The following is a 23,011-nucleotide window of genomic DNA, read 5'->3' on the forward strand; positions in this document are numbered from 1 at the left end:
AGAGCCGCAATAGGAAAAGAAAAATGAAGAAATCATTATATACTAAAATACGTTTTATTCTTGCAATATCCCTATCATTCTCCACGTCGAGCCTCCTGGCATTGGACGTCAATCTGAAAGGATTCGTCAAAGATCCCGAAGGCAGGCCCGTACAAGGCGCTTCGCTGTTCCTGGTGGAAAATAGAATGGGAGCCAAGACCGGAAAGGACGGAAGTTTCGAATTCCTGCACCTTTCTCCGGGAAATTATACGATTACGATAACGGCGCCGGGCCACCAACCCAAGACCGCTTCCGTGGAACTGCAAGACCAAGACCGGTCTTTGGACATAGTTCTTCAAACTTCTCTAATAGAAAGCCAAGCCATCAACGTAACCGCCAAGTCTGCCGCTACCGATTTTCTATCCGCTCCCCAGCCGACGACCGTGATCGAAGGAAGACGACTGGAAAGACAAAGGGGACAAAACGTGATGTCCGCTCTAGACAATACTCCCGGGGTCGCGACCCTGACTACGGGAGCAGGAACCTCTAAACCGATCATACGAGGTTTGACAGGCCAAAGAGTGCTCGTGATGACGGACGGTGTACGCCAAGAAGAACAGCAATTCGGCGACGACCATACGGTGGACGTGGACGCTTTCAACATCGATCGGATCGAAATCGTCCGGGGACCCGCTTCCGTTTTGTACGGTTCCGATGCTCTAGGCGGCGTGGTGAATATCATCCGTTCCAAGGCGCCCACGGCCAAAGACGGAGCTCCTCTTTTAGGAGGCACGATTTCTTCGAATAGCTTTTCGAACAACAAACAGGACGCAGCTTCCGTTTCCCTCTTCGGATACAATAAGGAATCGAATTTCGGATATAGGGTCCAAACCGACACCAGAAAGGCGGGACGGATCGATACTCCCAAAGGAACGCTTCCGAATACCGGTTTTAAGGAAAGAAACGTAAGTACTTCCGTAGGAACGGACGGGAGCTGGGGAAATTTCTATGTGGACTCCTTCCAAAGATTCCAGGAACAGGATTTGTACGACAATCCGACCGAGTCTCCGGGAGCGAAGGGATACCAACAGGTGACCCACCAAAAAACCCACGCTCACTCCTTCTTTATTCTGCCTTTGGTCAACGTGGAATTGGATGCCGGTTATCAGCGGAATAACCGAAGAGAGATCCCCGATAAAAACCGTTACGTCCCGATCGAAAAAACCCTTTTTGACCCGACGGTGGACAACTTCGGCAAAGCCTACGCCATCTATCAGGTCAACCAAAACGCGGTCAAACAGGGATTGAATCTGTTTTTGGATACGACCACCTTCGACGCGAAAGTACACCATAAAGAATGGAAAGGTCTAAAAGGAACCGTGGGAGTCTCGGGAATGCAGCAGAGAAACAGTACGATAGGAACCGATGCACTCATTCCCAGCAATTCTCTTAGTAATATAGGCTATTTCATCCTGGAGGAATGGAAACTAGGAAACCTCACGTTCTCCGCAGGAGCCAGATTGGATCGACGCACGATGGACATCCGAGCGAATCCGACTCTCGGAAATACGAACCAGACCCGCAATTTTTCCGCACACACCGGAACGTTGGGAAGTATCTGGCGCTTCGCGAAGAGCTTTGCCTGGACCGTAAACGTAGGTAGGGGTTTCCGCGCCCCCACGGCTTTCGAACTATTCGCGGACGGGGTCCATGAAGGAACCGGGAGATTCGAGATCGGAAAGGCCAGCCTAACTCCGGAGACATCTTTGAATTACGACACCTCTCTCAGGTTCGCCACGAATAAAATTCAGGCGGAACTCAGCGTATTCAAAAATAGGATCAACAATTATATCTACTCCGTAAGCGCCGGTGCATTCGATCCGGCTTCCGGGCTGCCGATCTACCTATATAGACAGGATTCCGCGACCTTACAAGGCGGGGAGTTTAACGTTCAGGCACAAGCGACTTCCTGGCTCGTGCTGACGGGAGGTGTCGACTTACTCGAAGGAAGAGTGCGAAAAACCGTGCCGAAGGAAGTGCTCCTGAATCCCGGCGGCGTAAATGTGGATTCCATCGTCTCGGATCTCAGAACGAAATACCTGCCTAGGATGACTCCGAACCGGGCAAGAATGGGAGCGAGATTCACCACGGCCAAATTTTTAGGAATCACGAATCCTTATTTTTCCGTCAACGGAACCTTCGTGCAACCCCAATACAAGGTGGACAAATTGGAAACCCATACTGCCGGTTACAATCTCTACGATATAGGTTTCGGAGGAGAGATCCCGGGACTGACGAACGGATCAGAATCCGCCACCTTCGACGTCGCCGTATTGAACGTATTCAATAAGGAATACGTAAATAACCTTAGCCGCTATAAGGATTACGCTCTGAATCCGGGTATGAATGTCACGTTTAAAACGACGATCCCTTTCACATTGATATCGAACTAAAACACGGAAATAAACCATGATTTACAAATATATTATCCTCCTTCTTTTTCTTTTGGCATCGATTGATTGTACTTCGAATCCCCAGACGGAAAAAGACAGGGAAGCGAACCAAAAACAAACTCTATTGTCCCTGATCGTGAACAAAGGAGTGACCGCGGACTGCGTCTATTGTAGTAATACGCAAGCGTTCCAAGGAAGTTGCTCCTGTTATACGAATATCCCCGTACTTACTTGCCAAGGTCTACCCAACGGAAACGGAAAATCCAATTCCTATAAGATTTCATGCGCGGATCTAGTGTCCGGAGGCGGGATCTGGACTCAGGACAGAGCGGGAAATTCCAGCTGTACCTATCTTACCTGCCCTCCGGAAGCGTATCGAGCGGCCTTCACGGCGGAGGGAAGATGATCGTTAGACGGAGCGAAGTCTCGTATCCCGAGACGAAAGGATTCAATAGATCGGAAGACCCGTATTATAGTCGATCAAGGTTCTTTTATAGGAGGAAGAGAGAAGGTCGGAGGAGATCAGATAATCGGCCGAGATCCGGTTATTCGCGATGGGAATATTGTACAACACGGCGATCCTTAATAAGGCCTTGACGTCGGGGTCGTGGGGCTGAGCCGTTAGAGGATCCCAAAAGAAGATCACAACGTCGATTTCTCCTTCTACGATTTTGGCGCCGATTTGTTGGTCTCCTCCAAGGGGACCGGACAGAAATCTATGTACCGGCAGATCCGTCTTCTCGTGGACGATCCGACCTGTCGTTCCAGTTGCATACAGATGGTGCCTAGATAGCTCCGATTTATGCAACTGCACCCATTCTACGAGGTCCTGTTTTTTATTGTCATGGGCGATTAAGACGATTCGTTTCGTCTCTGGAACGTTGGGTGCCTGCATCTTTTCGGATCTCCTCTACCATTCAGAGTTTGCATCCGCCTCCGTTTCTGGAACCATTTTTTAGCGGGAAAGACTCTTCTTCGATTCCATCCAGGTGACGTTGGAATTCAAGAGGTAGTTCGTGAACATGGCCAGCGCGATCGCAAGGAGGTCGCATACAAGACGAGCTTCCCAGCCCGGTGTCGAACCGAACTCGGGGAGCAATCGATAATATAGAAAATGAAAAACGGACAATTGGACGAAAATACCCAATACGCTAACTAGGGAAAATATCAGAAACCCGCGTAAAGCATCCCATCGAAAATACCTTCGTTCGTAAAAAGTGAAATAATTGTTCAATACGAAATTGGAAATCACCGAAAGCTCTATCCCGAAGAGAACGGAAAGCGAAAATTTGGGAAGAATCCGAAAGCCCGTATGCACTTCGCCGAATCCCGCCGCTTCTAGGAAAAGGAACCCTCCGATGTTCACGAAGACCCCGAGGAAGCCCACGATACAATACAATAAAAAAGTGGGCGAAACCCATTTTCCGAATCGGATGTCCAAAATCGCCACGAGGAAGTTTCGGACCACGGAATTATCCAGCTTGGAATCGCCTCGGGCCCTGTTTCTGAATATGTACGGGATTTCTGCGACTTTCAAGGCAACCTTGGATCTGCCTAGAATCTCCAAGAGGATTTTGAATCCCCTCGGATTCATGCGGTTTTCGACTCTGTCGAAAACCTCTTTCTTCAGTCCGAAGAAACCGCTCATCGGATCCGAAACGCCGATCGGAAGAAAACGTCTCGCGAACCAGGTCGCAAAACGACTCATTAGGCTCCTCAAAGCGGACCACTTTCCGACGGACCCGCCCGAAGCATACCTGGTGCCGACCGCCAGATCGAATCCCGACGACAAATCGCCGATCATCTGCGGGAGTATATTCTCGTCGTGCTGGAGATCCGCGTCCATCACTACGAAATACTTTCCCCGAGCGGACGCCATTCCCGTCATCACAGCGGAGGAGAGTCCTTTTTCCCCCATTCTACGGATGATCCTGATTCTTTCGTCGTTTTCTCCTAGCTCTTCGGCGATCCTCCAGGTTCCGTCCGGGCTGTTGTCGTCTATAATTAGTATTTCGTAATTTTCTTTTTTTAGTATATTCGAAACCCTTCCTACAATAAGATTTATATTTTCTGCCTCGTTATAGGTGGGTATAAGGACGGAAACGTCCGGTCTCATGAAAGTATCCTCTAAATAGCTAAACAGGGAAAAAAATCAGCGTATGGGACCGGAAATACGGGACTTCCCGCGTCCTACAGTCGCGCCACAATCGTCGAAACGAAACAGATAAATGCTGGACCTTCTACCGTTCTTAGTCGGATTCAAGGAAACTACGAATTCCTCCAGAGGAGAGGAAGCGAATTCCGCCTCCAGACGCCAAGGCATTTCGGGATCGACTCCGTTCAGAAAATAATCCTTCCGAACGACGAATGCAGTGGAACAAGCGTCGTATGGATCGAAATTACTGATCTTGGGAAGGTGATTCTCGTCCATTTCAGTCACCGGCTCCAAGGTCCTGAGAGGAGATCGATAGGCGTAGGAAACCGGTAAATGCGGAACCGAATCCTTATACACGTAAACGTCCTGAACGTCCGAATTCCTGTTCAGGTATCGAACCAAACCGATCACGTTGTTCTGGATCGTAAAAAAGGAAAGAAAACCGAGTAAGAGAAAATTCAACACGAAAAAGGAAACGATCCTCGGATCCAATACACTTTTTCGTTTATCCCACCAATAAGCGAATAGAGGGGCCGCCAATACCAGGAGAATCGGAAATATCGGTAGGAGAAATCTTTCCTCCTTATGCGGAACACAGGAATGGAAAAACAGAAAGACCAAAGCATACGAAAGTGCGGGGAACAAGCCGCTATAAGTCGACTTCCAACGGAAATCCGTATACTTTCCGATCAGAAACGGAAAAAGACTGGCTCCCAACACCGACGGAACGTACGCGAACCAAGGTGAGGTGCCGTATTCGGAGGAATGAGATAAATTGTATTTAAGATACGCGATTAAAGAAGAATGAAAGGATCCTCTAAAAATAAGATCCGGTAGTCCTGTCAGAAAAAAAGCGAACACACCGGAAGCGATCAAAACCGCGCTCTGTCGGATATTTTTGTGTTTTATACTTTTATAAATAACCATTCCAGCGAGCGGTAGTACACATATGCCGGACTGGAAACGGAAAAGTGCCGAAACGGAACACCACAATACCGACCAAACGATATCCGTATCCTTTCCTGAGATCCAGTATCTGGAAGCGTAGTAGGCGCTCGATAACAGAAAAGGGGCCGACATGGACTCGATCAATGCGCGCGTGGATACGAAGGGCATTAAAAAATGAAGGGAGAGTAAAAAAAGTCCCGTCAATGGAATCCACGTCTCGTATCCGCTTTTTCTCGCATCCTTACTTTCCGAATCGAACAGAAAAGAAAGATATCTATACCCGACAAAAAGAGTGATCGAGGAAAAAATTCCGAGCGTCACGAAGACGGCTCGGATCTGGTCCAGAGGGTCCGTAAATCCGAGTTGGTACGCGACCTTAGCGGCGCAACGTATCAGTAGATCCGGCAAAAGGGAACGGATCTCCGGAACGGAGGAAACAGGATCGATAAAGGACAAAGAAGCGGACTGCGCCGGAATCGAAAAGAAAAGGATATAATAATCGTCCAACGCGAGATAACCGTAATTGAATATCGCCGTTGCGATCCGGACGAACACCCCCAGGATTAGCAGGAGCCAGAACCATTTCGCTTTAAAAAGGGATTTTTCCATTCAGGATATACCAACTGAATTTCATATCAAATCGATAGCAGTTCAATTACACATCGGTAAATAGTGAACACGATGATTCGAATCCGGATATACGATAAGATTTCGTTTCCCAATTGTCCGAAAACTGTAACCGAATGCTAACTCTTAAATTCTTGCCGCCCTCACGCCGCAAAGGCCGGGGTCGTAGCAACAAGATCACTCGTTGGAGATCCGTCGTAAAAAGGGGAAGAAAATAACGACGACTCTAATCTATAACGACAAATCGTCGCGGATCCATTCGGAATAATGCCGAGTCGCCTCCCGAGCAGCTCGGTAAGTAAGATGGTGCGGATCCAAGAATCCGCGCTTATCGGAAATCAATGCGGATGCATCGTGGAAATAAACTCCGTCTGATTTCAGAGAATCTAAAAATTGCAGGTATCCTTTGTACCAAGCTCCGCTTTCATAAGAGTTCCTTTCCAACGGATTTTCCGGAGAGTTGATGAGTATCACCTTAATCCCTCTCTCTTTCAAAAAGGATACCGTTTTTCTCAAGTATTTCATCTCGGACCATTCCAGATAGGAATCGGAAGAGGAAAGCAACTCCTTACTCTTGCGTATCGTTTTCAGACGATTCAACGCTCCTTCTTCCTCTTGGTTTTTGTACAACCGGAGATCGTAGTCCTCGTCGTATTCTCGGGGACTCATACCGGCCAAACGGGAATCGTCCAAGCTTTCCGTTCTTCTATAGGAAATTTCCCTTCTAAAATCCCTTCTGCAGAAATTCTGGGACAATCGGATCCCGTAAATTTCCTCGCGGCCGAAGATGCGAGCATCCACTTCTTCGGAAGAAACCGGCGTATCCGTTTCAAAACGTAACCGAACCGTTTTAGGCCGATCGGAAAACTCGATGTCCAGTTTATGCCATCCGGACTTTTCGTATCTACGCTCCCAAATCGGTTCCGATCTTCCTACCCGAAAGACGGCTAACTTAGCATCGGGTCTGTGCAAAAAGAAACTGTCCCTCAGGAACGCGCCGTTTATCTCGCATTCTATCTCGAATTCCGGTTTCGCCCAACCTCTTAAATAGATTCCGTTTTCCGGAACGATGCCCGTATAATAGTGATAGGACCTTCCCAAGCGGAACCTATGCATGTACCAAGCTACGAACGGATCGTAAAAGAAACTCCTGAGCCGTACGGAAAACAGGAAAGATCGGATGAGAAAGTCCTGAAGGTTCGATTTACTTAATGTTCCGATCTCCCGCCACCTCTCCTTCAGGAACGATTGCGGATATAAGAGTCGATTCTGATGCCTAGCCTCCACCGAGTCCTGAAAATATTTCGCCTCGTCGAAATACAATATATTTTCTTTTTTATTAATATACTCCAGTTGAAAATCGGCGGGATTGAAGACGTAAACGACGGCGGTCGGATTTTTGGAGGCGATATCCTCCTTATAAAAATAAAAATCGGAAGGAGACATGGACGGATGCGCATAGAATTCCGCACGAACCTGCTCCGTTTTTGCAAAAGAATCCGCCGGAAAGATCCCCTCCGGAAATACGGAATACAAGGCTACACTACTACCGACGATGAGAGTTCCTTTTTCGGATCCCTGAAATTCGATGTTCCGTCTCTTAGAAAGGAAATTGTACCAAGGAGACGTATCCCATTCCATTTCGTTAGGAAAGTTGAAAACGATGCCGTAAAAAAGAACCCGATCCACCACCAGAGAACCGATCGAAAAAACGATCGCAGCCGCAAATACTTTGAGCTTCAAATTTATCTCCCGAAAAATTCCGCCGCACCTTTCGGCGAACTCGCTCTACAAGCACCTCCCTAAGTTGAGAAAAACGAAGCAACCGAAATTCCGCTTTTAGAGGAACGGCAAAAAACCGAAAAGAAAGACGATCGTCATAAAATCGAAGAGATCCGTTATTTTTGTAAAAAAAGAAAGCGGATTATCGAACGGCGTTCGTATCCGTTCGATAACTCCCATCAAGGACCTTGGAAATAAATTATACATTCATGATATATAATATGAACCTAGGTCTAGCCGAGAAAAGAGGTCACAAAATTCTTGCGGTTAAGAATGCTAAGAAAAATCTAGGGAGGATATGTCCGACCCGATGCCGACAAGGCAAAACCAAAGGAAACAAGGAGGGCTCCGACTCGGACATTTTTTATCGTATATTTTCCTACGATCAATCCTACTTCCTTTTTCCTTCCTTCCTTACAGAGCCTGCATCTTTCTAGGCTCGGCGTTGATTCTTCTATTTTATCCTTTTGCGAGAAGACACCGTAAAATCGCTTACAAGAACCTGAGTCACGCCTTTCCCGAGTTGGGTCCGCACGAACTCCGTTCCCTAGTCTTTAGGCACTTCCGATTTTTAGGAGTGATCCTGGGTTGCTTCTTTTACGAACAGAGGAAACCTCGGGTTTGGACCGAAAAATACATCTCTTACGACAAAGCTTCCGAACTGCTGGAAAAAGAACTGCACGAGAAAGGCACCGGCGTCGTCATCGTTTCAGGTCACATCGGAAATTGGGAGAGCATGGCGATCTACATGCCTTTACGTCTTCCTAAAGTAGGAACCCTCTTCAAACCGGCCAGGAATCAATACGTTGGGAATTGGGTGGATTCCCGGAGAAAGAACGCGGGCACTGTCGCGACGATTCCGATCGATAGACCCACCGAGGCTCTACGAAAATTAAAGGGGGGATACTGGCTCGCTTTTTTTGCGGACCAGAACGCGGGTAAAAGCGGAATTTTCGTGCCCTTTTTAAACCGGCCTGCCTCCACTCACCAAGGCCCCGCCGTCATGGCTTATACCGCCAAAGTCCCTTTGGTATTTTATACCACCGTTTACAAAGGACGGGGAAAGTTCGAAGTTTCCTGCGAGGACCTGGGAGTCCCCTACCTTCTTGCCGGAGAAACAAAGGAGGATATGATCTTGAGAACCACAAAGCTATGGACGGAAGTTTTGGAGGAAAAAATCAAAAAGAATCCCGAACAGTATTTCTGGGTCCACAGGAGATGGAAAACCCAACCGACGGATCTCTTCCTCAAATAAATAACCCGACGACTTCTTTCGGGTTCATATTTTTTCCTCTGCGACCGATCCTAGTAATGGAATGATTTCTTTTCGCTCTTCCGCCGTATCGGTTTTGGTTTTCCTACATACCGTCCTGATCCCTTGGGCCTCCGTAGATTCGGAAAACGTACCGCAAACTGCGCCTCGGGAAAAGAGTCTAGAAATGTTCCTGCCGGACTCCGAAAACCGTGATCCTTGGGAACACAGTCCTCTCGAATTTCAAGACCCGGATTTTCTCGGAGATTTCTCCGAAGACAATTCCAAATCCTTGGTTCTGAAAGCCCGCGAAGATCTGAGCAGGGCGCTGGACGTCTTTCAAAAAACCTGGGAAGAGACCGATCGAAAACGGAAGGAAGAAGAAGCGAGAAATCTAGACTCGGAAAGATACGATTGGCAACGTCGGATGAGATTGGAAAATCTGGAAAGAAGCCTGAATCGGGAATTGGCCAAGTCTAGACAGGAATCCGTCACTCTCCTGGCCGCAGCTTCCCGCAATCTGGACAAAGTAAAGAGTCCGAAAGTACGCAAGACCCGGAACTATCTGGAAACCCAAGCGGGGGTCTATCGCGAACTTATCAAGCACCAGTACGCTATGAAGAACTACGTGCAATCCGCCGAATTTCTGGAAAAGTATTTGGACCTGGACCCTAGTTTCGGCGAAGAAACGGAACCGCACCGACTGCTCGCGTTCTGTTACGAAAGATTGGCGCTGGCGGCCAAAAAAAGCCGGGACGAAACCGACATGGAACGGTATCTTTCCTTAAAGCGAAAGCACGGAATACTTTACGCGAAACTAAAATACGGCAGCGATTCCTACGAATTCAAAAGAATGGTGCAACTTCTCGCCAAGGATTAAAACGGCATCCTTCCGGATTCTCAGGTAGGTTCGGACAGACCCAATTCCTTGCGCAGCCTTTTATTTTCCTCCACCAATTCCCGGATCTCCTGTTCAGTATAAGCGAACAGTTTGGTCTGAGCTTCGAGGATCCGATTCATCTCGATTTCTTCGATACTGGAGTATTCCAATGCTCTTTCGGTGGCCTTTCTAAGTTCCAGGGCGTGCTTCAATTCCATGGTTTTTAGAGTATCTATGATTTCGGAAACCTTCAATCTTTCGTGAAGAGTCAATAGCTCCTGGTTTTTCAACTCGTTCACACGTTCTATGGCTTTATTGATGTCTTCGTTATTCTTCTTGATTTTGGCCTCGAATTCGAGGATCGCATGCAGAGCGGCATTTGCCTTATTCGCGTCCTGGTATTCCTTGTTTGCCAGCTCGAATACGCCCTCAAAGAAGCCTACGTTCGCAAGACAACTATTTCCGATCTCGTTCGCGATGAGCTTGAAGAATTCCGTTTGGATCACCCTATCCAATATGATGCGCAACGTTCTGGGTTGAACGGGATTTTCCAGCACCTCCGTCTTTCCTTTAGGGGAAAGTTTCGGAAAAATCTCCTCGGCGTCGGGAGATACGACTATGATCAAAGCCACGAAAGGATGCAACTCGAAGCGCTTTAAGAAGTCGTCCTTGATTTCGTTCCAATCTTTGATTTGGGTATTTACGTAAAAAACGTTGATATCCTGCGGATCCAGCTCGATGCTTTTGTATTCCTTCAGTACGACTTTACGTAATTCTATATTGATTCGAGGGTGTTTCCAGATATGGACGGGGAATTCCGCTCCGGAAGTGATATGCCATATATTTGCGGTTTTCAAAGCCGACTTCCCCCTATCAATTCTTTTCGCATAAGTCGATTCGGAACGTCCCGGTATGCCGTCCGGGGATTTTAACCCCTTCCGTCCCGGTTTCTCCATAAGGATAATTTGTTGAGTACCACTGTCAATTTCGTTTTTAGGGGCTCGAAAACCCGAAAAATACGATCGAAAAAATCGAAGACGGGAGAAAGCCGGTCCGTGGTCCGGTTCAAAAATTTCATAACGGGAAGCGGAAGTCTCATGTCCGTGCGTTTCAGCATGATGTTGAGACTGATGATCGTCACCACGATATTTCCCGCCCAAGGACCCAACCATACCGGAACCTTGCTGTTATCGGAAACGTTGCTTCCTAGAGTGAACAATCCCCAATAGATGATGATCAGAACCACGGCCATCGTGAAACTCATCCCTTTTCCCGATCTTTTGACTACCAGACCTAAAGGCAGGGAAATAATGGAAAATATCAGGCAGGAGAGAGGCATCGCGATCCTTCTATGGATCTCCACGTTGAACTTTGCCAGCACCTTCTTGGACTGCTTTAACAGCGCGTCCAATTGGGTCAGGATCGAGAACTTTTGGGTTTTTTCGGAAGCGGAAATATTCGGGTCTTGAGCCGTCTGAAGTACTTCCAACTGCAACTGGGTGACCATCTGCTTGAGGCCGCCGATCCCCTTGATGGAAAGGCCCATTTCCTTTAGGATTTCCAAACCGGGAATATTTTCCAAACCTTCGCTTTCGATGCTATTTCGAATGGAGATCAAAACCGGCATGGTAAAAGTCTCCGGACTTACGTTCAATTCCAGAGTCTTCTTTTCTTCCTTCTTCGGGATATTGTAATCCATCTCCCCGTTTCTCAAGTCGTATACGGAAAAGCCCTTCTTGTCCTGGTTCCACTCCAAAATCCACCCGCCCTTCAACCGGATGGATTTTTCGAACTCCCCGTTCGGTCCCAATTTTTCCACCAAGGTTCCTTTCTTAGCGGCGATGATCTGCGACATGCGGGATCCGCCCATAGGAATCGCGGTGGTGCCTATGTAAAAATATTCGTCCCCTTCGAGAGAGATCGTCCATTCCCTGATCTGAACGCCGCTCAATTCTCCGGACTCGGGATTGACCCCTTCGGTATACATGGTCCGCCCTTTTTCTTCAAAGAGCCCCTGGGTTTTATCCCCGCTGAATTGTCCCGGAGTCATGGCGAGCAACGGGTTATAAGCCATCACCCATTTGTTGAACTCTTCCATCTTTCTCGTATTTTCCGGGGAAAGAAAAAAGTTGAGATACCCCACCAAGAGAGCCATCACCGTTCCGAAAAGCAAAAACACGACGTAGATTCTGGAGAAGCTGATTCCTGCGGAACGGATCGCAGTGATTTCCGAATCTCCGGACAGTCTTCCCGCCGCCATCACTCCGCTCATAAGACAAGCCATGGGAATCGTCATCGGCATGATATTCCCTAAAAGATAACCGAAGTAATCCAATAAACGAAACGGATCCACCCCCTTACCTACGAATAGACCTATCATCTTTTGCAGGGCGAGAGCCATGTAAATGGTGGTAAAGAAAAGAAGGGAAACGAAGAAAGGAGGAACGATCTCGGAAAGAATATAACGATCTAGGATGGGAATCCTTCTCAAAAATTTTTCTCGGTCCGTATGGACAAAGAATCCGGGAGGAAGATCGGCTACCGTATGTACTCGAACGGAACGAAGATCCGTACCCTGCCGGACCTTTCCCTGTGCTTCCACACCGAAACCTTCCGTGGTCTTCCCTTTTGCCGCCTTTCCCTTTTTAGCGGCGGGAGCGGATTCGGTTGCGGCGACTTTCCCCTTTTTCGGCGGGGAAACTTTTTTCAAGCAAGGATCCTTCCCCTGAGGGTAGCGCTGGTGGCGGAGAGAATTTCCACAGGAACCGTTCTGCCGATCCAAGAGGAAGCCTCTCCTTCTTTCGGAATCGGAAACACGGTCATACGTCCGCAAGGAGTTCTTCCGCAGGCTTCCTCGACGGACTTTTTAGAAAGACCTTCTACCAGAATCGGAAAAGTTTTCCCGATGCGAGCCCGATTCCGTTCCAAAGAAATCGCTGTCTGAAGATCGACGAGCTTAGTGAGTCGTTCGGATTTCACTTCTTCCGGCACGTCGTCCGGAAGTCTCCTCTGGGCGACGGTCCCTTCCCTTTCCGAATATTTGAACATAAAGGCCATATCGAAACCGACGGAGCGCACCGTTTCCAAAGTGTCTTCGTACTCCTCTTCGGTTTCTCCCGGAAAGCCCACGATGATATCCGTAGTGAGTCCGACGTCCGGAACATAGCTCCTGATCCTCTTCGCTACTTCCAGAAATTCCTCCCTGGAGTAGCTCCTTTTCATATCGGAGAGTACCTTCGTATTTCCGGATTGCAACGGTAGATGGATATTCGGACAAAATCTGGGATTTTCCGCCATGAGTTCCAAAAGATGTAAAGGAAAATCTTTGGGATGAGGAGAAGTGAATCGGATTCTCTCTATCTCAGTCTCTTCCAAAAGCATTCTAGTCAGCCCCGCAAAATCCGTCCCCTCGTGAGAATAAGAATTCACGTTTTGTCCTAGGAGAGTTAGTTGCTTGATTCCTTGGGAAACCAAGTCCCGAGTCTCCCTTACGATAGACAGCGGATCCCGACTTCTTTCGCGACCACGGGTATAAGGTACTACGCAGAAAGTACAGAAATTATTGCATCCCCTCATGATCGTCACGAATGCCTGCACGCCATTGACGACCCTGGGCTCGATCTCGTCGTACGTTTCGATCTTAGAAAGGCGCGTCAAGGAAACGGACTTTTCTCCGTTTCGAATTCTGGAAATCAGATCCGGGAGCGTCCTGTAATTATCGGGTCCGACCACCAGATCGAGAGGAAGTTCTTGATGAAAAAGATCTTCTCCTAGATTTTGGGCCATGCAACCCAACACTCCAATCACCAAAGAGGGATTCCTTTTTTTAAGGTATCCTAGACTTTGGAGCCTGCCGTAAATCTTCGCGTGCGCATTTTCGCGGATCGCACAGGTATTCAAAAAAATAACGTCCGAGTCCTCAGGATTCGAGACGGTTTCGAACTGGGCTCCTTGCATCAGGCTGGTTACGATTCCGGAATCATATTCGTTCATCTGGCAGCCGTAGGTCTCAACATAGACCTTACCGGTCTTTACCGACCCTTCTAAGACACTCATAAGACGAGTTTCCGGGGTCGAAATCGGGTGTAAAGGGGATTTCCCCCGTTTTTCGGATGCGAAAAATCGTTTCCTATTCCGGCAGGAATCGGAGAAAATCGATCCATCGACGGTGGACAAAGTGACGATTCTTGGGAACGGCTTGAACCGAAAAACGGATTACTACGAAATCTTGGGACTCGCGAGAGACGCGCAAAAAGAAGATATCGAGGAAGCTTTTTGGAATTATGTTACCGAATTGGATTCGCATGAATGGCTCCCCGAAAAGGGAGAAGCCTTTAGGGAAGGACTAAAGGCTTATTACATCCTATCGGATCCGGAGCGAAGAAAACGTTACGACGGTTCTTTGGATTACGAATTGGTGCTACTGGATCCGAACGGAGTGCCCGAGGAATTCGAAAGATACTTCGAAGTCCAAAAGATCAACACACCCAAGGAATACCAAAGACTGTACCGTCAATTTTTGGTTCTGAAATACGAACGGGAAGACAAACTTTGGTCTCTTAGAAACACGACCCTATTTTTCCTAGGATGTTTCACGTTTTTGATGGCGATATCGATCGTGCTGGTAATCTTCCAAAAAAACGGTTGGCTCTCTACCGAATCCGACCTTTTTTACCGAAAGTGGGGCCTGTTTCTTTCTTCCGGTTTGATGGGAGGGGGATATTTCTTCTTCCGGGTCCTTTTTTTGAATCGGGTGCTGTTACAAAGGGAAAAAAAGAGAGACCAAGAGATAGATGAAGAAAGCCGCCAAGCTTGATCCGAAAGCGTTAGCAAAGGAAGAAATCGAATATTATTATTCCTTGTTACAGGAAGAGGTAACCGAATACAATTGCGGCTCCCTCTGCGCACCTTCCAACGGAGGAGTTCCCGTCTGCTGCCAGGCGGACAACGCCCTCCCTGCCCTCTACAAGTCGGAATACGAGATGCTTTCCGCACGAACCGATCTTTGGAAGGAATACGTCCCGGCAACCAAACAGGAAAAAAAGGAATTCGCTGAATACGATCTTAGGAAGATCACGTTTTGCGAATGCAAAGGAATCGAACATTGCGAGCGGGAAAATAGATCCATCAGTTGCCGCACTTTTCCTTTGGAACCCTACTTGGACACGAGAGGGATCCTTATCGGGCTGGTGTTTATGAGGGAGTTCTTAACCAAGTGCCCGCTCACGACCAAAGCCAAGGACATCCGACAGGCATTCATAGACAGCCATTTTCTTTTTTGGGAGAAATTGCTCTTCAGATTGGACTCGGAATACGAGGTCTACTGGGACTCTAGTCGCGCCTATCGAAGGTGGAGCAAACGCACCGGAAAACCGCTGACCATCCTCTTTCCCAGTCATTTGAAAGGCAAAGAATACCTGAAAAAGTACTGCTGAATCCGGAGACGAGAGGGTCTCTTCCCCCGCTCCATTTTCATCCGATCATCTTCGGACTCGCAGTCTCTATTTTTTTATATTGAACGGTCTATTTATTCATGATACTATATCCCGATGGGAGAAAAGGGAGAAAAATCCAGAGAACGAATGATCCGCGCCATGGCGGAAGCATTGGAAATCCGAGGTTATTCCGGAACGGGATTGAACGATATTGTGGAAGCGTCCGGCGCTCCCAAAGGGTCGATATACTTTCACTTTCCCGGAGGAAAAGAGGAACTAGCCGCGGAAGCTTTGAATACTTCGGGAGAGGAAATGGGGGAATTGTTCCAAAAAACCCTCCGATCCTCCAAGTCGGCCGCTAACGGAATCGAGAACATCCTTTCTGCACTCGAGACAAAGATGATCGAATCGGAATTCCGGAAAGGCTGTCCGATTTCCACCACTGCCAACGAAACTTCTTCGGAAAACGGGGTGGTCGGCCTGACTTGTAGAAACGTATTCAAAAATTGGAATTCTAAATTGGAATTATTCCTAAGAAGCTTCGGATACGGAAAAGCGAGAGCGACCGAACTTTCGGTAGCCTTATTGTCCCTCATGGAAGGAGCGATTTTACTCTCGAGAACCAACAAAGATATCAGACCTCTGAGAACCGCGGCAAAAACCGCAAGACAATTGCTCGCGATAGAGGACAAGAGATGAAACCGAAAAGAATCGTTCGGATCTTAAAGGCGGCGGAAATCGATCCGGATTCTTTCCCTATTTGGATCCGTTAAAGAAGGGAAGTCGGCCTAGCGAGTCCCCGATCCGTCGTACTGGAAAAGAAAACGGAAGAGCAGAAGCTCGCTTCCCAAAATCTGTACTTCCAAGCGATTTTCTCCGGGTACGAAACACCTTCCCGGAAAGGCGGCCAAGATTCTTCTGGTTTCTTCCTCGTAGTGGTGCCTCGCTTTTTTTCGGGGAAGCGTCAGGGATTTGTAGGCTTCCTGGGGAGTTTTCGGATATCTCTCCACCTGACCGAAAGCTGCCTCCGGAAAAACGACATACGTATAAGGGTATTCTAATTTATCAACTGCATCGCATTCACCCAATCTGATTCCGGTTTCTCCCAGATCGGAAACCTCCCGTCCGCCCACTTTCGGTTTGATGATGATCAAAAACACCCTAGCTCCGAACTTCTCCATTTCGGAAAACCCCTCCTGCACATGATCCGAATCCGATTCCGGTCTGGAAAAATTATTCGGATCCGCCAGAATCTTCTTTAATCTCTCCGATCCGATTTCGGAGGCGCTTACCAAAAACGCTCCGCTCCATACGTTTGAATCCGGAGTTCCTTTTTTGGATTCGATCCCGGGAGAAGGTGCCGAGCGGACAAAATTTACTTGGGACCTACAGGAGAGAACATAGAAGAAAAGAGGGATCCAGAGGAGAGGAGTGTACCAAACCCGCAAAAGAAAAAAAAGGGATTTCACCTGAAAACCCATCCTCCGCCTCGCCGGATTGTCTTCCCTCGAATTCATCTGGTCGTCTTGATCAGCAGAATTTCCCGAGTAGCCCTTTCCAACTCAGACTTGACTTCAGGGGTCTTTTCGAAGACATAGGCGTCGAATAACGCGGGAAGACAATCCGGATCTCCGATGACCCGGATCGTATCCACTGCTTGCATCCGTAAGGACAATTTTTCCCTTCGGTTCGAAGCGAACGTGATGAGGGCCGGAACGGAAGTTTTTTCCTTAAGATCGCCTAATGCTCGCAAGATGGAAAGCTTTACGTCCTGGTTTTTTTCCTTATCCAAAATCCTCTTTAAATCCGTGGCACCCGGGTTGTACGCCAGCTTTCCCACAGCCTCCGCGGCTCTAGAACGGAGAGCCGGGTCCTTATCGTTTTCCAAAACTGTAAGCAACCCCTGTCCTCCGCCGTGATTCCCCAAATCCAGCAAAAGGTCCATCATCCTGATTTTCAGGCTATTGATGGATTCCCGGGCAAGCTGTTCGGAGACCGATTTTGCCCCTTGCTTGTCCCCGAAGGGAAACAGGGCCTCTACGCAAACCGCACGGAGATCCGGATTCTGTTCGGTGATCCCCTTATAAAAAAGGGAAATGTATTGCCTGCTTTTCCTGTCTTTTAGGATTTCCAGGGCGTGATAGCGTACGTCCTCGTCTTCGTCGGTGGCAGCCATCTTCGGAATCAGGCCCCTTGAATCGAATATATTATTTTTTTGCAATATAATAAAAAACTTACTTCTAAGCGCCGGACTTTCGTCTGAGGCGAATTTCTGTATCAAATTCTGGACCCGCTCATCCTTGATCCAAACCGAGGATTCTAAAAAATATTCCCGAAAAATCGGATTCGGGGAGTTTGCCAGATCCAGAACGTAAGGCATGGCACGATCGTCCTTCATAAGTTGGACGTTACGATATGCGATCTGCCGCAATTCGAAGTCGGTATGAGTAAGACCTTCGATTACCACGTAGATAAGTCTTTTTTCTTTTTTCTTTTCTGCAAGATCCAGAACACGCTTTCGGATCTCTATCTTTTTGGTGATCTTAAACAGACTTTCGCATTCGGAACTCCAATTCGGAGCGAGAGAATCCAAATCCTCCGTTTCCGAAAAGAGATCCAGAATCGCGAAGAGAGTGTCTTCTCTGGTATCGGGATCGGAAAGGATTTTCGGAAGCTCCTTTACCAAGTCGGATCGCGAACGGCTACGTATCTCCCGGATCGCTCTGGCCTGTTTTCTGCCTCCGGAAAGGACCTCCTCTCGGAAAGGATCCTTTGCTTCCTCGGAAAATACCGAGAAGGAAAACACGGAATAGGTGCAGAAGAGAAGCGGCAAAAGAATCCGTTTCAGAAAGCTCCCTCCCTTATGGAAGCCCCTTCCAAAGCCGCAGCGGCAGCCCTTTTATTATCGTACGCTTCCGTATTGGAAGGATCCAAATCGATCGAATTCTGAAACGAACGTACGGCTTTTTTGTATTCTCCGTTTTTGTAATACGCGACTCCTAAATAATTGTAGGCTGTCGACGCCGTCTTAGGTCGGACTTCGGATCTGACGATGGCGGTCAGTTCTTCGATCGCCTTTTCCCGATCCAGTACCGAATTGGAATCCAAAAGGATCTTGGTCAAAACCAGTCTCCCTTCATAATCCTCCGGATTCATATGGGCCGAACGATAGGCCTCGTCCTTTGCTCGATTCCGTAGATCCGGGTCCTTGGATTTATTGTACAAAAGGGCGAGTTTTTTATGGGCTTGCTGGAGTTCCGCCGGGTTCCGTGATTGGTTCAACACCTGTAACAGTATCTTTTCGGCGTTCGAGCTCTGATTGGAACCGACATAAGCCTCCCCGAGTTTCAATGCGACCTTATAATAATCTTCCTTTTGCTTAACGATGGCCGAATATTCCTCTATCGCCTCCCGATAGAACTTATTTTCCAGATAATAGTCGCCTAACGCTTCCTTAGGTTTGATGTCCGAAGGATCCAAGTAGGCGGCCCGACGGAAATTCTCTATCGTTTGCACTCCGTTGCCGGTATGTTTATATACTAGACCTAAATTATAATATGCTTTTGCGTTTTTGGGATTGATCTCGATCAGACGATTCAGGTAGGTGATCGCCTCTCCGTATCGTTCCATCTGATCCAGGACCACGCCCAGATTCAATAAAGCCGTTTCGGTAAAGCTATCTCCCGGAGTGGAATCCACGATCCGACGATACGTTTCCTCCGCGGCAAGCAAGTCTCCGCGATTGTAATAAGTCTCCGCCAATTGGAAAAGAAGGTCCAGATTATTGGGATTGTATTTCAGACCTTTCTGCAACGTGCTTATGGACTGTTCTCCCTGATTCAATTGTTCGAAGGATTCCGCAATGGAACGGAAAATTTCCGGGTCGCTGGCACCCGCCTGTTTTGCGAGTTCCAGATATTTCAACGCTTCCTCCTGCTTTCCGTTTTTCTTAAGTACCACGGAAAGATTGTACAGAGCTTTCGCGTCGTTAGGAGAAAGGTTGGCCGCTTCACGAAAATAATGTTCGGCCGCAACCAATTCGCCGCGATTGTATGCGATGTTTCCCAAATAGGAATTCGACAACGCCGCGAGTTTTCCGCCGCGGGACCTTAGGACCACGAGCTTGAACTGTTCTTCCGCCTGGGGGAGTTCCCCTTTTTTGAAATAACTCACCGCCAAATTGTAAGTAAGGTACGGGTCGTCCGGCGAGGACGAAAGGCCTCGCTTGTAAGAATCTATGGCCGCGTCCGGATCGTTGATTTCGTTGAACAGATTTCCCGCGAGTAACGCGATCCTAGGATCGTCGGGAGCCAACTCCTTGGCCTTCATCGCCGTGGAACGAGCGTCCGCAAATTGGCCGTTATGCTTATAAGCCAAAGTCAGGTTGTAATAGGCGTGCACGTTTTTCGGATCGTAAAGAATCGCTTTTTGAAGCCTTTCGATCGCGAGCGGAAAACGCCCGGCTTCGTCATGGATCACTCCGAGCACCGTCAAAGCTAGAGATTTTTCGGGTTCCGTGGAAGGTCCGTTCAGGAATTCCGTACAGTAATCGAATGCCTGACGAGTAAATCTTTCCTTATACAGATTGATGCACTTCGTAAGCTGCGGATTTGCGGAACCTTCCGGGAGATAGGGTCTCTCTAACAGGCGACTAATATCTCCCTTGGGTGCAAGTAGGTCCTTACTTCCCGTAAATCCCCCTCCGGCAATTTCTCCCGAGCGATGGGAAAGGTAATACCACCCGGCCGCCAGAAATGCCAGAAGAATCAGGAGCACCATGGCCGCCCAAAAAAAGGCGAGTTTATTATAGGAACGACGCGGTTGAAAGGACTCTGGCTCCTCTCCGTAATACGCCGAGGGTTTAGGTTCTTCCGTCTCCAGGAAGATCCGGTTTTTGCGGATCGGGTTTTCCATGTCGGTTGGTCTCGTACTGGAGGATGGAGTTTAGGATCCCGTTGATAAACGGCACGGAATTTTCACTCTCGAACTCTTTGGTTAATTCGACCGCTTCGTCGATTACGACGACCGGCGGGATTTCCATGGAGTTGAGAAGCCCGTAGATGGACAAGCGTAGTATGCACTTATTCACCGGAGAAATTCTTTCAAAATCCCAGTTCCTCGAGTATTTCTTGATTAAAGTATCGATGGCTTCGGAATTTTTCACAACCCCATTTATGATCGAAACCGCGAAATCCCTCTCTTCCGTTTCGATTTTTTTATCGTACCATTTGAATTTCAAAACCTCGGAAATGGGAGGCTTGACTAGTTCCAACTGATAAAGCGCCATTACGGCGATCTCCCTGGCCTTCCTTCTGGAAACGGACATGGATCAGAGGAGAGCCAGCAGATTTACCATCTCGACGGCGGTCAACGCGGCTTCATAGCCCTTGTTTCCCGCCTTCGTACCTGCCCTCTCTACGGCTTGCTCGATCGTGTCCGTAGTCAACACTCCGAAAACGACAGGTAAGGAATACTGGACTCCGATGGAACCGACCTTGGCGGATTCTCCCGCAACAAAATCGAAATGGGCGGTAGCGCCGCGGATCACCGCACCCAAGCAAATGATGGAATCGTATTTTTTAGACGCGGCAGCTTTGGAAACCACGACGGGAAATTCGTACGCGCCCGGAATCCGAACGACGGTAATATCCTTGTCTTCCACTCCGGCGGCGTTCAGAGCATCCAAAGCCCCTTTTAAAAGACTTTCTACGATGAATTCGTTAAAACGGGATGCGATGACGCAATGTTTTTGGCCAGAGCCGTTCAGTTTTGCTTTAAGTTCCTTGGGCATCGGTTTCCTAGTTGATTCTATTATCGAAAAAACACAAGTTACCCTATGTGGCAACCGGAAAAGAACCTCGATCTGCCAAATTATTCCTTCTTGCGGGAACCTTCTTTGCGACTAGTTGCGCCTCCCTACAATCGCTTTGGAAACCGGAAGATCTGTTCGTAAAGAGCCTGCAACTCCCGGCTTGGGTTTTGGATTCGTCGATCAAATTGCGGGTGTTTAACGACACTCCTAACACGGCCAATCCGGAAGACGCCCTTCCCGAAGACGACATCGCATTCTATTCCGGAAATGCAAGAGTGTTGATGGCGGCGTCTCCCGCAGCCATGAAAGACATATACAAAATGGCGGGTTGCTTGGACGGCACGGAATTGGTGACCATCCGAGGAAATAAGATCACCGAAAACCAGGAAGATATCTGGTACGGCATTTGCCGTAGCGGAGCCTCCGACATGGTAGTCTTCAAGGTATTCGATATGGGAAACGAAAGCCTATATAGATTGTACGAGGAAGAACTCCTTCCGAGTTGGGAAGAAGCCCGAAAAATCATGCAAACCAATCCGGAAAAAGCGATGCGCTTAGCGAACCGTTTGGTCGAACACGAACCGGCCCATCCCGGAGCCAGAAGGCTCTTAGGGAGCCTTTACTTAAAATCCGGTTATTGCCTTGGAGCCGTACGAAATTATCGGATCTATCTTCGTATCATGCCGCACACGCCGGAAAAGGGCAAAATCGACGCCTTGCTCAACAAATCCTGCAAGGACGGTCTAGTTCCGAAAAAGAAAGAACAAAAAGAGTTCTCGGAAGAACTCCCTCATCTGGGGGAATAGGTTCAGAAAAAAAAAGGATTCCGGAAGTCGATTCCTTCCCGGTTACTCCTTGATTCTAAGAACGAGCGTGATCTTTCCGTCGGGCCTTTCCACGACTTCGAAACCCTCTTCCTTCAAGGACTTTTTGATCTTATAAAAACCTAGGTTCACCACTTTCGGTATGCCCTTTTTAGAAGGACGGGAGTTGAATTCGTCGGGAAGAGCTTCCATTCATTCTAGTTTCGGTCCGAAAGGTTCGCGTCTTGACCTTGACAGCAGAAATTCCTTCGGAGAAATGAGACTTAAATGAAAAGGACATTCCTCGCTATTCTTGTTCTCCCGCTTTTGGGAGCCGGAATCGTGGGAGTTCTTTTTCCGGAATGGTTCGACTCTCCGGCTCTAGTCTGGTTATTTTCCAAATCCTCCTTCGTCGTTTTTCTATTGGTTCTGCTCTTGGCCGCCGCCGCCATTTTGAGAGTTCTTCTTCGGGCCAGGAACGCGATTCACGCTCAGACCGCTGCCGTGGAATCCCATCTCAGGAATATCTTGGACGAGCTCGTACAGGATTCCCAGGCCCTGGAAGGTTTTTTAAGAACCGATCTTCCCCAAATGGAGGAAAGGTTGAAGGTTTCCAAAGAGACTCTTCCGAAAGAGGTATTCTCCTCGTATCATTCGATCTGGACCAGAATCCGCACCGACGCCGAAGCCGCGTTCCGTGATCTGGAGAATCTCCCTCTCGAACCTCAGACTCAGGAGATGCACAAAAAAAGGTCGGAAATTATTTTAGAATATAAAGATTTACTAAACCGTCATACCCGAGCCAAGACGATTCTGGAAAGGGTGAGGGCGGACCTTTCCCTTTTAAAGGAAAGACTAAAGGAGAGAAATTGCTGAATATCAGAG

Annotated in this window: 22 protein-coding genes; 9 read left to right on the forward strand and 13 right to left on the reverse strand. The window is 48.1% G+C overall.

What is annotated here, in order from left to right:
- The first annotated feature begins 23 nt into the window (after positions 1-23).
- Both EHO61_RS00060 and EHO61_RS00065 read left to right on the forward strand, forming a co-directional pair.
- On the forward strand, positions 24-2,432 hold the full coding sequence (locus EHO61_RS00060) for a TonB-dependent receptor (RefSeq protein WP_135811634.1): 2,409 nt from the start codon (positions 24-26) through the stop codon (positions 2,430-2,432).
- 16 nt (positions 2,433-2,448) lie between these two features.
- Entirely contained in the window at positions 2,449-2,838 is a 390-nt protein-coding gene (locus EHO61_RS00065; protein WP_135811635.1) for a hypothetical protein, read from the forward strand.
- A gap of 42 nt (positions 2,839-2,880) precedes the next feature.
- Here the strand turns inward: EHO61_RS00065 and EHO61_RS00070 are convergent, their stop codons facing one another.
- The 4 genes from EHO61_RS00070 to EHO61_RS00085 form a co-directional block, all read right to left on the reverse strand.
- On the reverse strand, positions 2,881-3,327 hold the full coding sequence (locus tag EHO61_RS00070; protein WP_135811636.1) for a methylglyoxal synthase: 447 nt from the start codon (positions 3,325-3,327) through the stop codon (positions 2,881-2,883).
- Between the two features lie 60 nt (positions 3,328-3,387).
- Positions 3,388-4,548, reverse strand: a complete 1,161-nt coding sequence (locus tag EHO61_RS00075) for a glycosyltransferase (protein ID WP_135811637.1) — start codon at positions 4,546-4,548, stop codon at positions 3,388-3,390.
- Positions 4,549-4,584: 36 nt separating this feature from the next.
- Positions 4,585-6,144, reverse strand: a complete 1,560-nt coding sequence (locus tag EHO61_RS00080) for a glycosyltransferase family protein (RefSeq protein WP_135811638.1) — start codon at positions 6,142-6,144, stop codon at positions 4,585-4,587.
- A 249-nt stretch (positions 6,145-6,393) separates the two neighbouring features.
- Positions 6,394-7,905, reverse strand: a complete 1,512-nt coding sequence (locus EHO61_RS00085) for a hypothetical protein (RefSeq protein ID WP_246031923.1) — start codon at positions 7,903-7,905, stop codon at positions 6,394-6,396.
- 337 nt (positions 7,906-8,242) lie between these two features.
- Between EHO61_RS00085 and EHO61_RS00090 the strand changes: the two genes are divergently transcribed.
- Entirely contained in the window at positions 8,243-9,199 is a 957-nt protein-coding gene (locus EHO61_RS00090; RefSeq protein ID WP_135811639.1) for a lysophospholipid acyltransferase family protein, read from the forward strand.
- 61 nt (positions 9,200-9,260) lie between these two features.
- Complete coding sequence (locus EHO61_RS00095) at positions 9,261-10,076, forward strand: FcpA-related putative periplasmic flagellar protein (RefSeq protein ID WP_135811640.1); 816 nt, start codon at positions 9,261-9,263, stop codon at positions 10,074-10,076.
- 20 nt (positions 10,077-10,096) lie between these two features.
- Here EHO61_RS00095 and EHO61_RS00100 read toward each other — a convergent pair whose 3' ends face one another.
- The 3 genes from EHO61_RS00100 to miaB all read right to left on the reverse strand — a co-directional run bounded on the left by EHO61_RS00100 (position 10,097) and on the right by miaB (position 14,132).
- The gene (locus EHO61_RS00100; protein ID WP_135811641.1) at positions 10,097-10,933 is read right to left on the reverse strand and encodes a hypothetical protein; all 837 of its coding nucleotides are present in this window, start codon (positions 10,931-10,933) and stop codon (positions 10,097-10,099) included.
- A 71-nt stretch (positions 10,934-11,004) separates the two neighbouring features.
- Positions 11,005-12,786, reverse strand: coding sequence for an LptF/LptG family permease (locus EHO61_RS00105; protein WP_135811642.1), 1,782 nt, complete (start codon positions 12,784-12,786; stop codon positions 11,005-11,007).
- Positions 12,783-14,132, reverse strand: a complete 1,350-nt coding sequence (miaB, locus tag EHO61_RS00110) for a tRNA (N6-isopentenyl adenosine(37)-C2)-methylthiotransferase MiaB (RefSeq protein WP_135811643.1) — start codon at positions 14,130-14,132, stop codon at positions 12,783-12,785. Before miaB ends, EHO61_RS00105 begins: the two co-directional genes overlap by 4 nt.
- Positions 14,133-14,244: 112 nt before the next feature.
- On the opposite strand from miaB, the gene EHO61_RS00115 reads away from it, so the two are divergent.
- The 3 genes from EHO61_RS00115 (at position 14,245) to EHO61_RS00125 (ending at position 16,210) form a co-directional block, all read left to right on the forward strand.
- A complete protein-coding gene (locus tag EHO61_RS00115) occupies positions 14,245-14,892 on the forward strand; it encodes a J domain-containing protein (RefSeq protein WP_246031924.1) in 648 nt (215 codons plus the stop codon).
- Positions 14,870-15,511, forward strand: coding sequence for a hypothetical protein (locus tag EHO61_RS00120; protein WP_135811644.1), 642 nt, complete (start codon positions 14,870-14,872; stop codon positions 15,509-15,511). The genes EHO61_RS00115 and EHO61_RS00120 overlap by 23 nt, the downstream gene beginning before the upstream one ends.
- 147 nt (positions 15,512-15,658) lie before the next feature.
- Entirely contained in the window at positions 15,659-16,210 is a 552-nt protein-coding gene (locus EHO61_RS00125; RefSeq protein ID WP_246031925.1) for a TetR/AcrR family transcriptional regulator, read from the forward strand.
- A gap of 89 nt (positions 16,211-16,299) precedes the next feature.
- Here EHO61_RS00125 and EHO61_RS00130 read toward each other — a convergent pair whose 3' ends face one another.
- The 5 genes from EHO61_RS00130 to ribH form a co-directional block, all read right to left on the reverse strand.
- Positions 16,300-16,980, reverse strand: a complete 681-nt coding sequence (locus EHO61_RS00130) for a hypothetical protein (RefSeq protein WP_135811646.1) — start codon at positions 16,978-16,980, stop codon at positions 16,300-16,302.
- Positions 16,981-17,024: 44 nt separating this feature from the next.
- Positions 17,025-18,317, reverse strand: a complete 1,293-nt coding sequence (locus tag EHO61_RS00135; RefSeq protein WP_135811808.1) for a HEAT repeat domain-containing protein — start codon at positions 18,315-18,317, stop codon at positions 17,025-17,027.
- Between the two features lie 38 nt (positions 18,318-18,355).
- A complete protein-coding gene (locus tag EHO61_RS00140) occupies positions 18,356-20,290 on the reverse strand; it encodes a tetratricopeptide repeat protein (protein ID WP_425460322.1) in 1,935 nt (644 codons plus the stop codon).
- 82 nt (positions 20,291-20,372) lie between these two features.
- Positions 20,373-20,837 carry a transcription antitermination factor NusB gene (gene nusB / locus EHO61_RS00145; RefSeq protein WP_135811648.1) on the reverse strand — a complete coding sequence of 155 codons (465 nt, stop codon included), beginning with the start codon at positions 20,835-20,837 and terminating at the stop codon, positions 20,373-20,375.
- A 3-nt stretch (positions 20,838-20,840) separates the two neighbouring features.
- A complete protein-coding gene (ribH, locus tag EHO61_RS00150) occupies positions 20,841-21,302 on the reverse strand; it encodes a 6,7-dimethyl-8-ribityllumazine synthase (RefSeq protein WP_135811649.1) in 462 nt (153 codons plus the stop codon).
- A gap of 11 nt (positions 21,303-21,313) precedes the next feature.
- Between ribH and EHO61_RS00155 the strand changes: the two genes are divergently transcribed.
- Positions 21,314-22,129, forward strand: a complete 816-nt coding sequence (locus EHO61_RS00155) for a tetratricopeptide repeat protein (RefSeq protein ID WP_246031926.1) — start codon at positions 21,314-21,316, stop codon at positions 22,127-22,129.
- A gap of 42 nt (positions 22,130-22,171) precedes the next feature.
- On the opposite strand, the gene EHO61_RS17140 is transcribed toward EHO61_RS00155, so the two are convergent.
- A complete protein-coding gene (locus tag EHO61_RS17140) occupies positions 22,172-22,339 on the reverse strand; it encodes a hypothetical protein (protein WP_167884768.1) in 168 nt (55 codons plus the stop codon).
- A gap of 75 nt (positions 22,340-22,414) precedes the next feature.
- Between EHO61_RS17140 and EHO61_RS00160 the strand changes: the two genes are divergently transcribed.
- Entirely contained in the window at positions 22,415-23,002 is a 588-nt protein-coding gene (locus tag EHO61_RS00160) for a hypothetical protein (RefSeq protein ID WP_135811650.1), read from the forward strand.
- Positions 23,003-23,011 lie beyond the last annotated feature (9 nt).

Source organism: Leptospira fluminis, assembly GCF_004771275.1.
Classification (GTDB): Bacteria; Spirochaetota; Leptospiria; order Leptospirales; family Leptospiraceae; genus Leptospira_B; species Leptospira_B fluminis.

What these genes read in the sequence shown, in the direction of transcription:
- EHO61_RS00095 (WP_135811640.1), top strand. Translation starts at nt 9,261, where the DNA reads ATGATTTCTTTTCGCTCTTCCGCCGTATCGGTTTTGGTTTTCCTACAT.
- EHO61_RS00080 (WP_135811638.1), bottom strand. Translation starts at nt 6,144, where the DNA reads ATGGAAAAATCCCTTTTTAAAGCGAAATGGTTCTGGCTCCTGCTAATC.
- EHO61_RS00060 (WP_135811634.1), top strand. Translation starts at nt 24, where the DNA reads ATGAAGAAATCATTATATACTAAAATACGTTTTATTCTTGCAATATCC.
- ribH (WP_135811649.1), bottom strand. Translation starts at nt 21,302, where the DNA reads ATGCCCAAGGAACTTAAAGCAAAACTGAACGGCTCTGGCCAAAAACAT.
- EHO61_RS00160 (WP_135811650.1), top strand. Translation starts at nt 22,415, where the DNA reads ATGAAAAGGACATTCCTCGCTATTCTTGTTCTCCCGCTTTTGGGAGCC.
- EHO61_RS17140 (WP_167884768.1), bottom strand. Translation starts at nt 22,339, where the DNA reads ATGGAAGCTCTTCCCGACGAATTCAACTCCCGTCCTTCTAAAAAGGGC.
- EHO61_RS00075 (WP_135811637.1), bottom strand. Translation starts at nt 4,548, where the DNA reads ATGAGACCGGACGTTTCCGTCCTTATACCCACCTATAACGAGGCAGAA.
- EHO61_RS00140 (WP_425460322.1), bottom strand. Translation starts at nt 20,290, where the DNA reads ATGGTGCTCCTGATTCTTCTGGCATTTCTGGCGGCCGGGTGGTATTAC.
- EHO61_RS00120 (WP_135811644.1), top strand. Translation starts at nt 14,870, where the DNA reads ATGAAGAAAGCCGCCAAGCTTGATCCGAAAGCGTTAGCAAAGGAAGAA.
- EHO61_RS00065 (WP_135811635.1), top strand. Translation starts at nt 2,449, where the DNA reads ATGATTTACAAATATATTATCCTCCTTCTTTTTCTTTTGGCATCGATT.
- EHO61_RS00090 (WP_135811639.1), top strand. Translation starts at nt 8,243, where the DNA reads ATGTCCGACCCGATGCCGACAAGGCAAAACCAAAGGAAACAAGGAGGG.
- miaB (WP_135811643.1), bottom strand. Translation starts at nt 14,132, where the DNA reads ATGAGTGTCTTAGAAGGGTCGGTAAAGACCGGTAAGGTCTATGTTGAG.
- EHO61_RS00070 (WP_135811636.1), bottom strand. Translation starts at nt 3,327, where the DNA reads ATGCAGGCACCCAACGTTCCAGAGACGAAACGAATCGTCTTAATCGCC.
- nusB (WP_135811648.1), bottom strand. Translation starts at nt 20,837, where the DNA reads ATGTCCGTTTCCAGAAGGAAGGCCAGGGAGATCGCCGTAATGGCGCTT.
- EHO61_RS00125 (WP_246031925.1), top strand. Translation starts at nt 15,659, where the DNA reads ATGATCCGCGCCATGGCGGAAGCATTGGAAATCCGAGGTTATTCCGGA.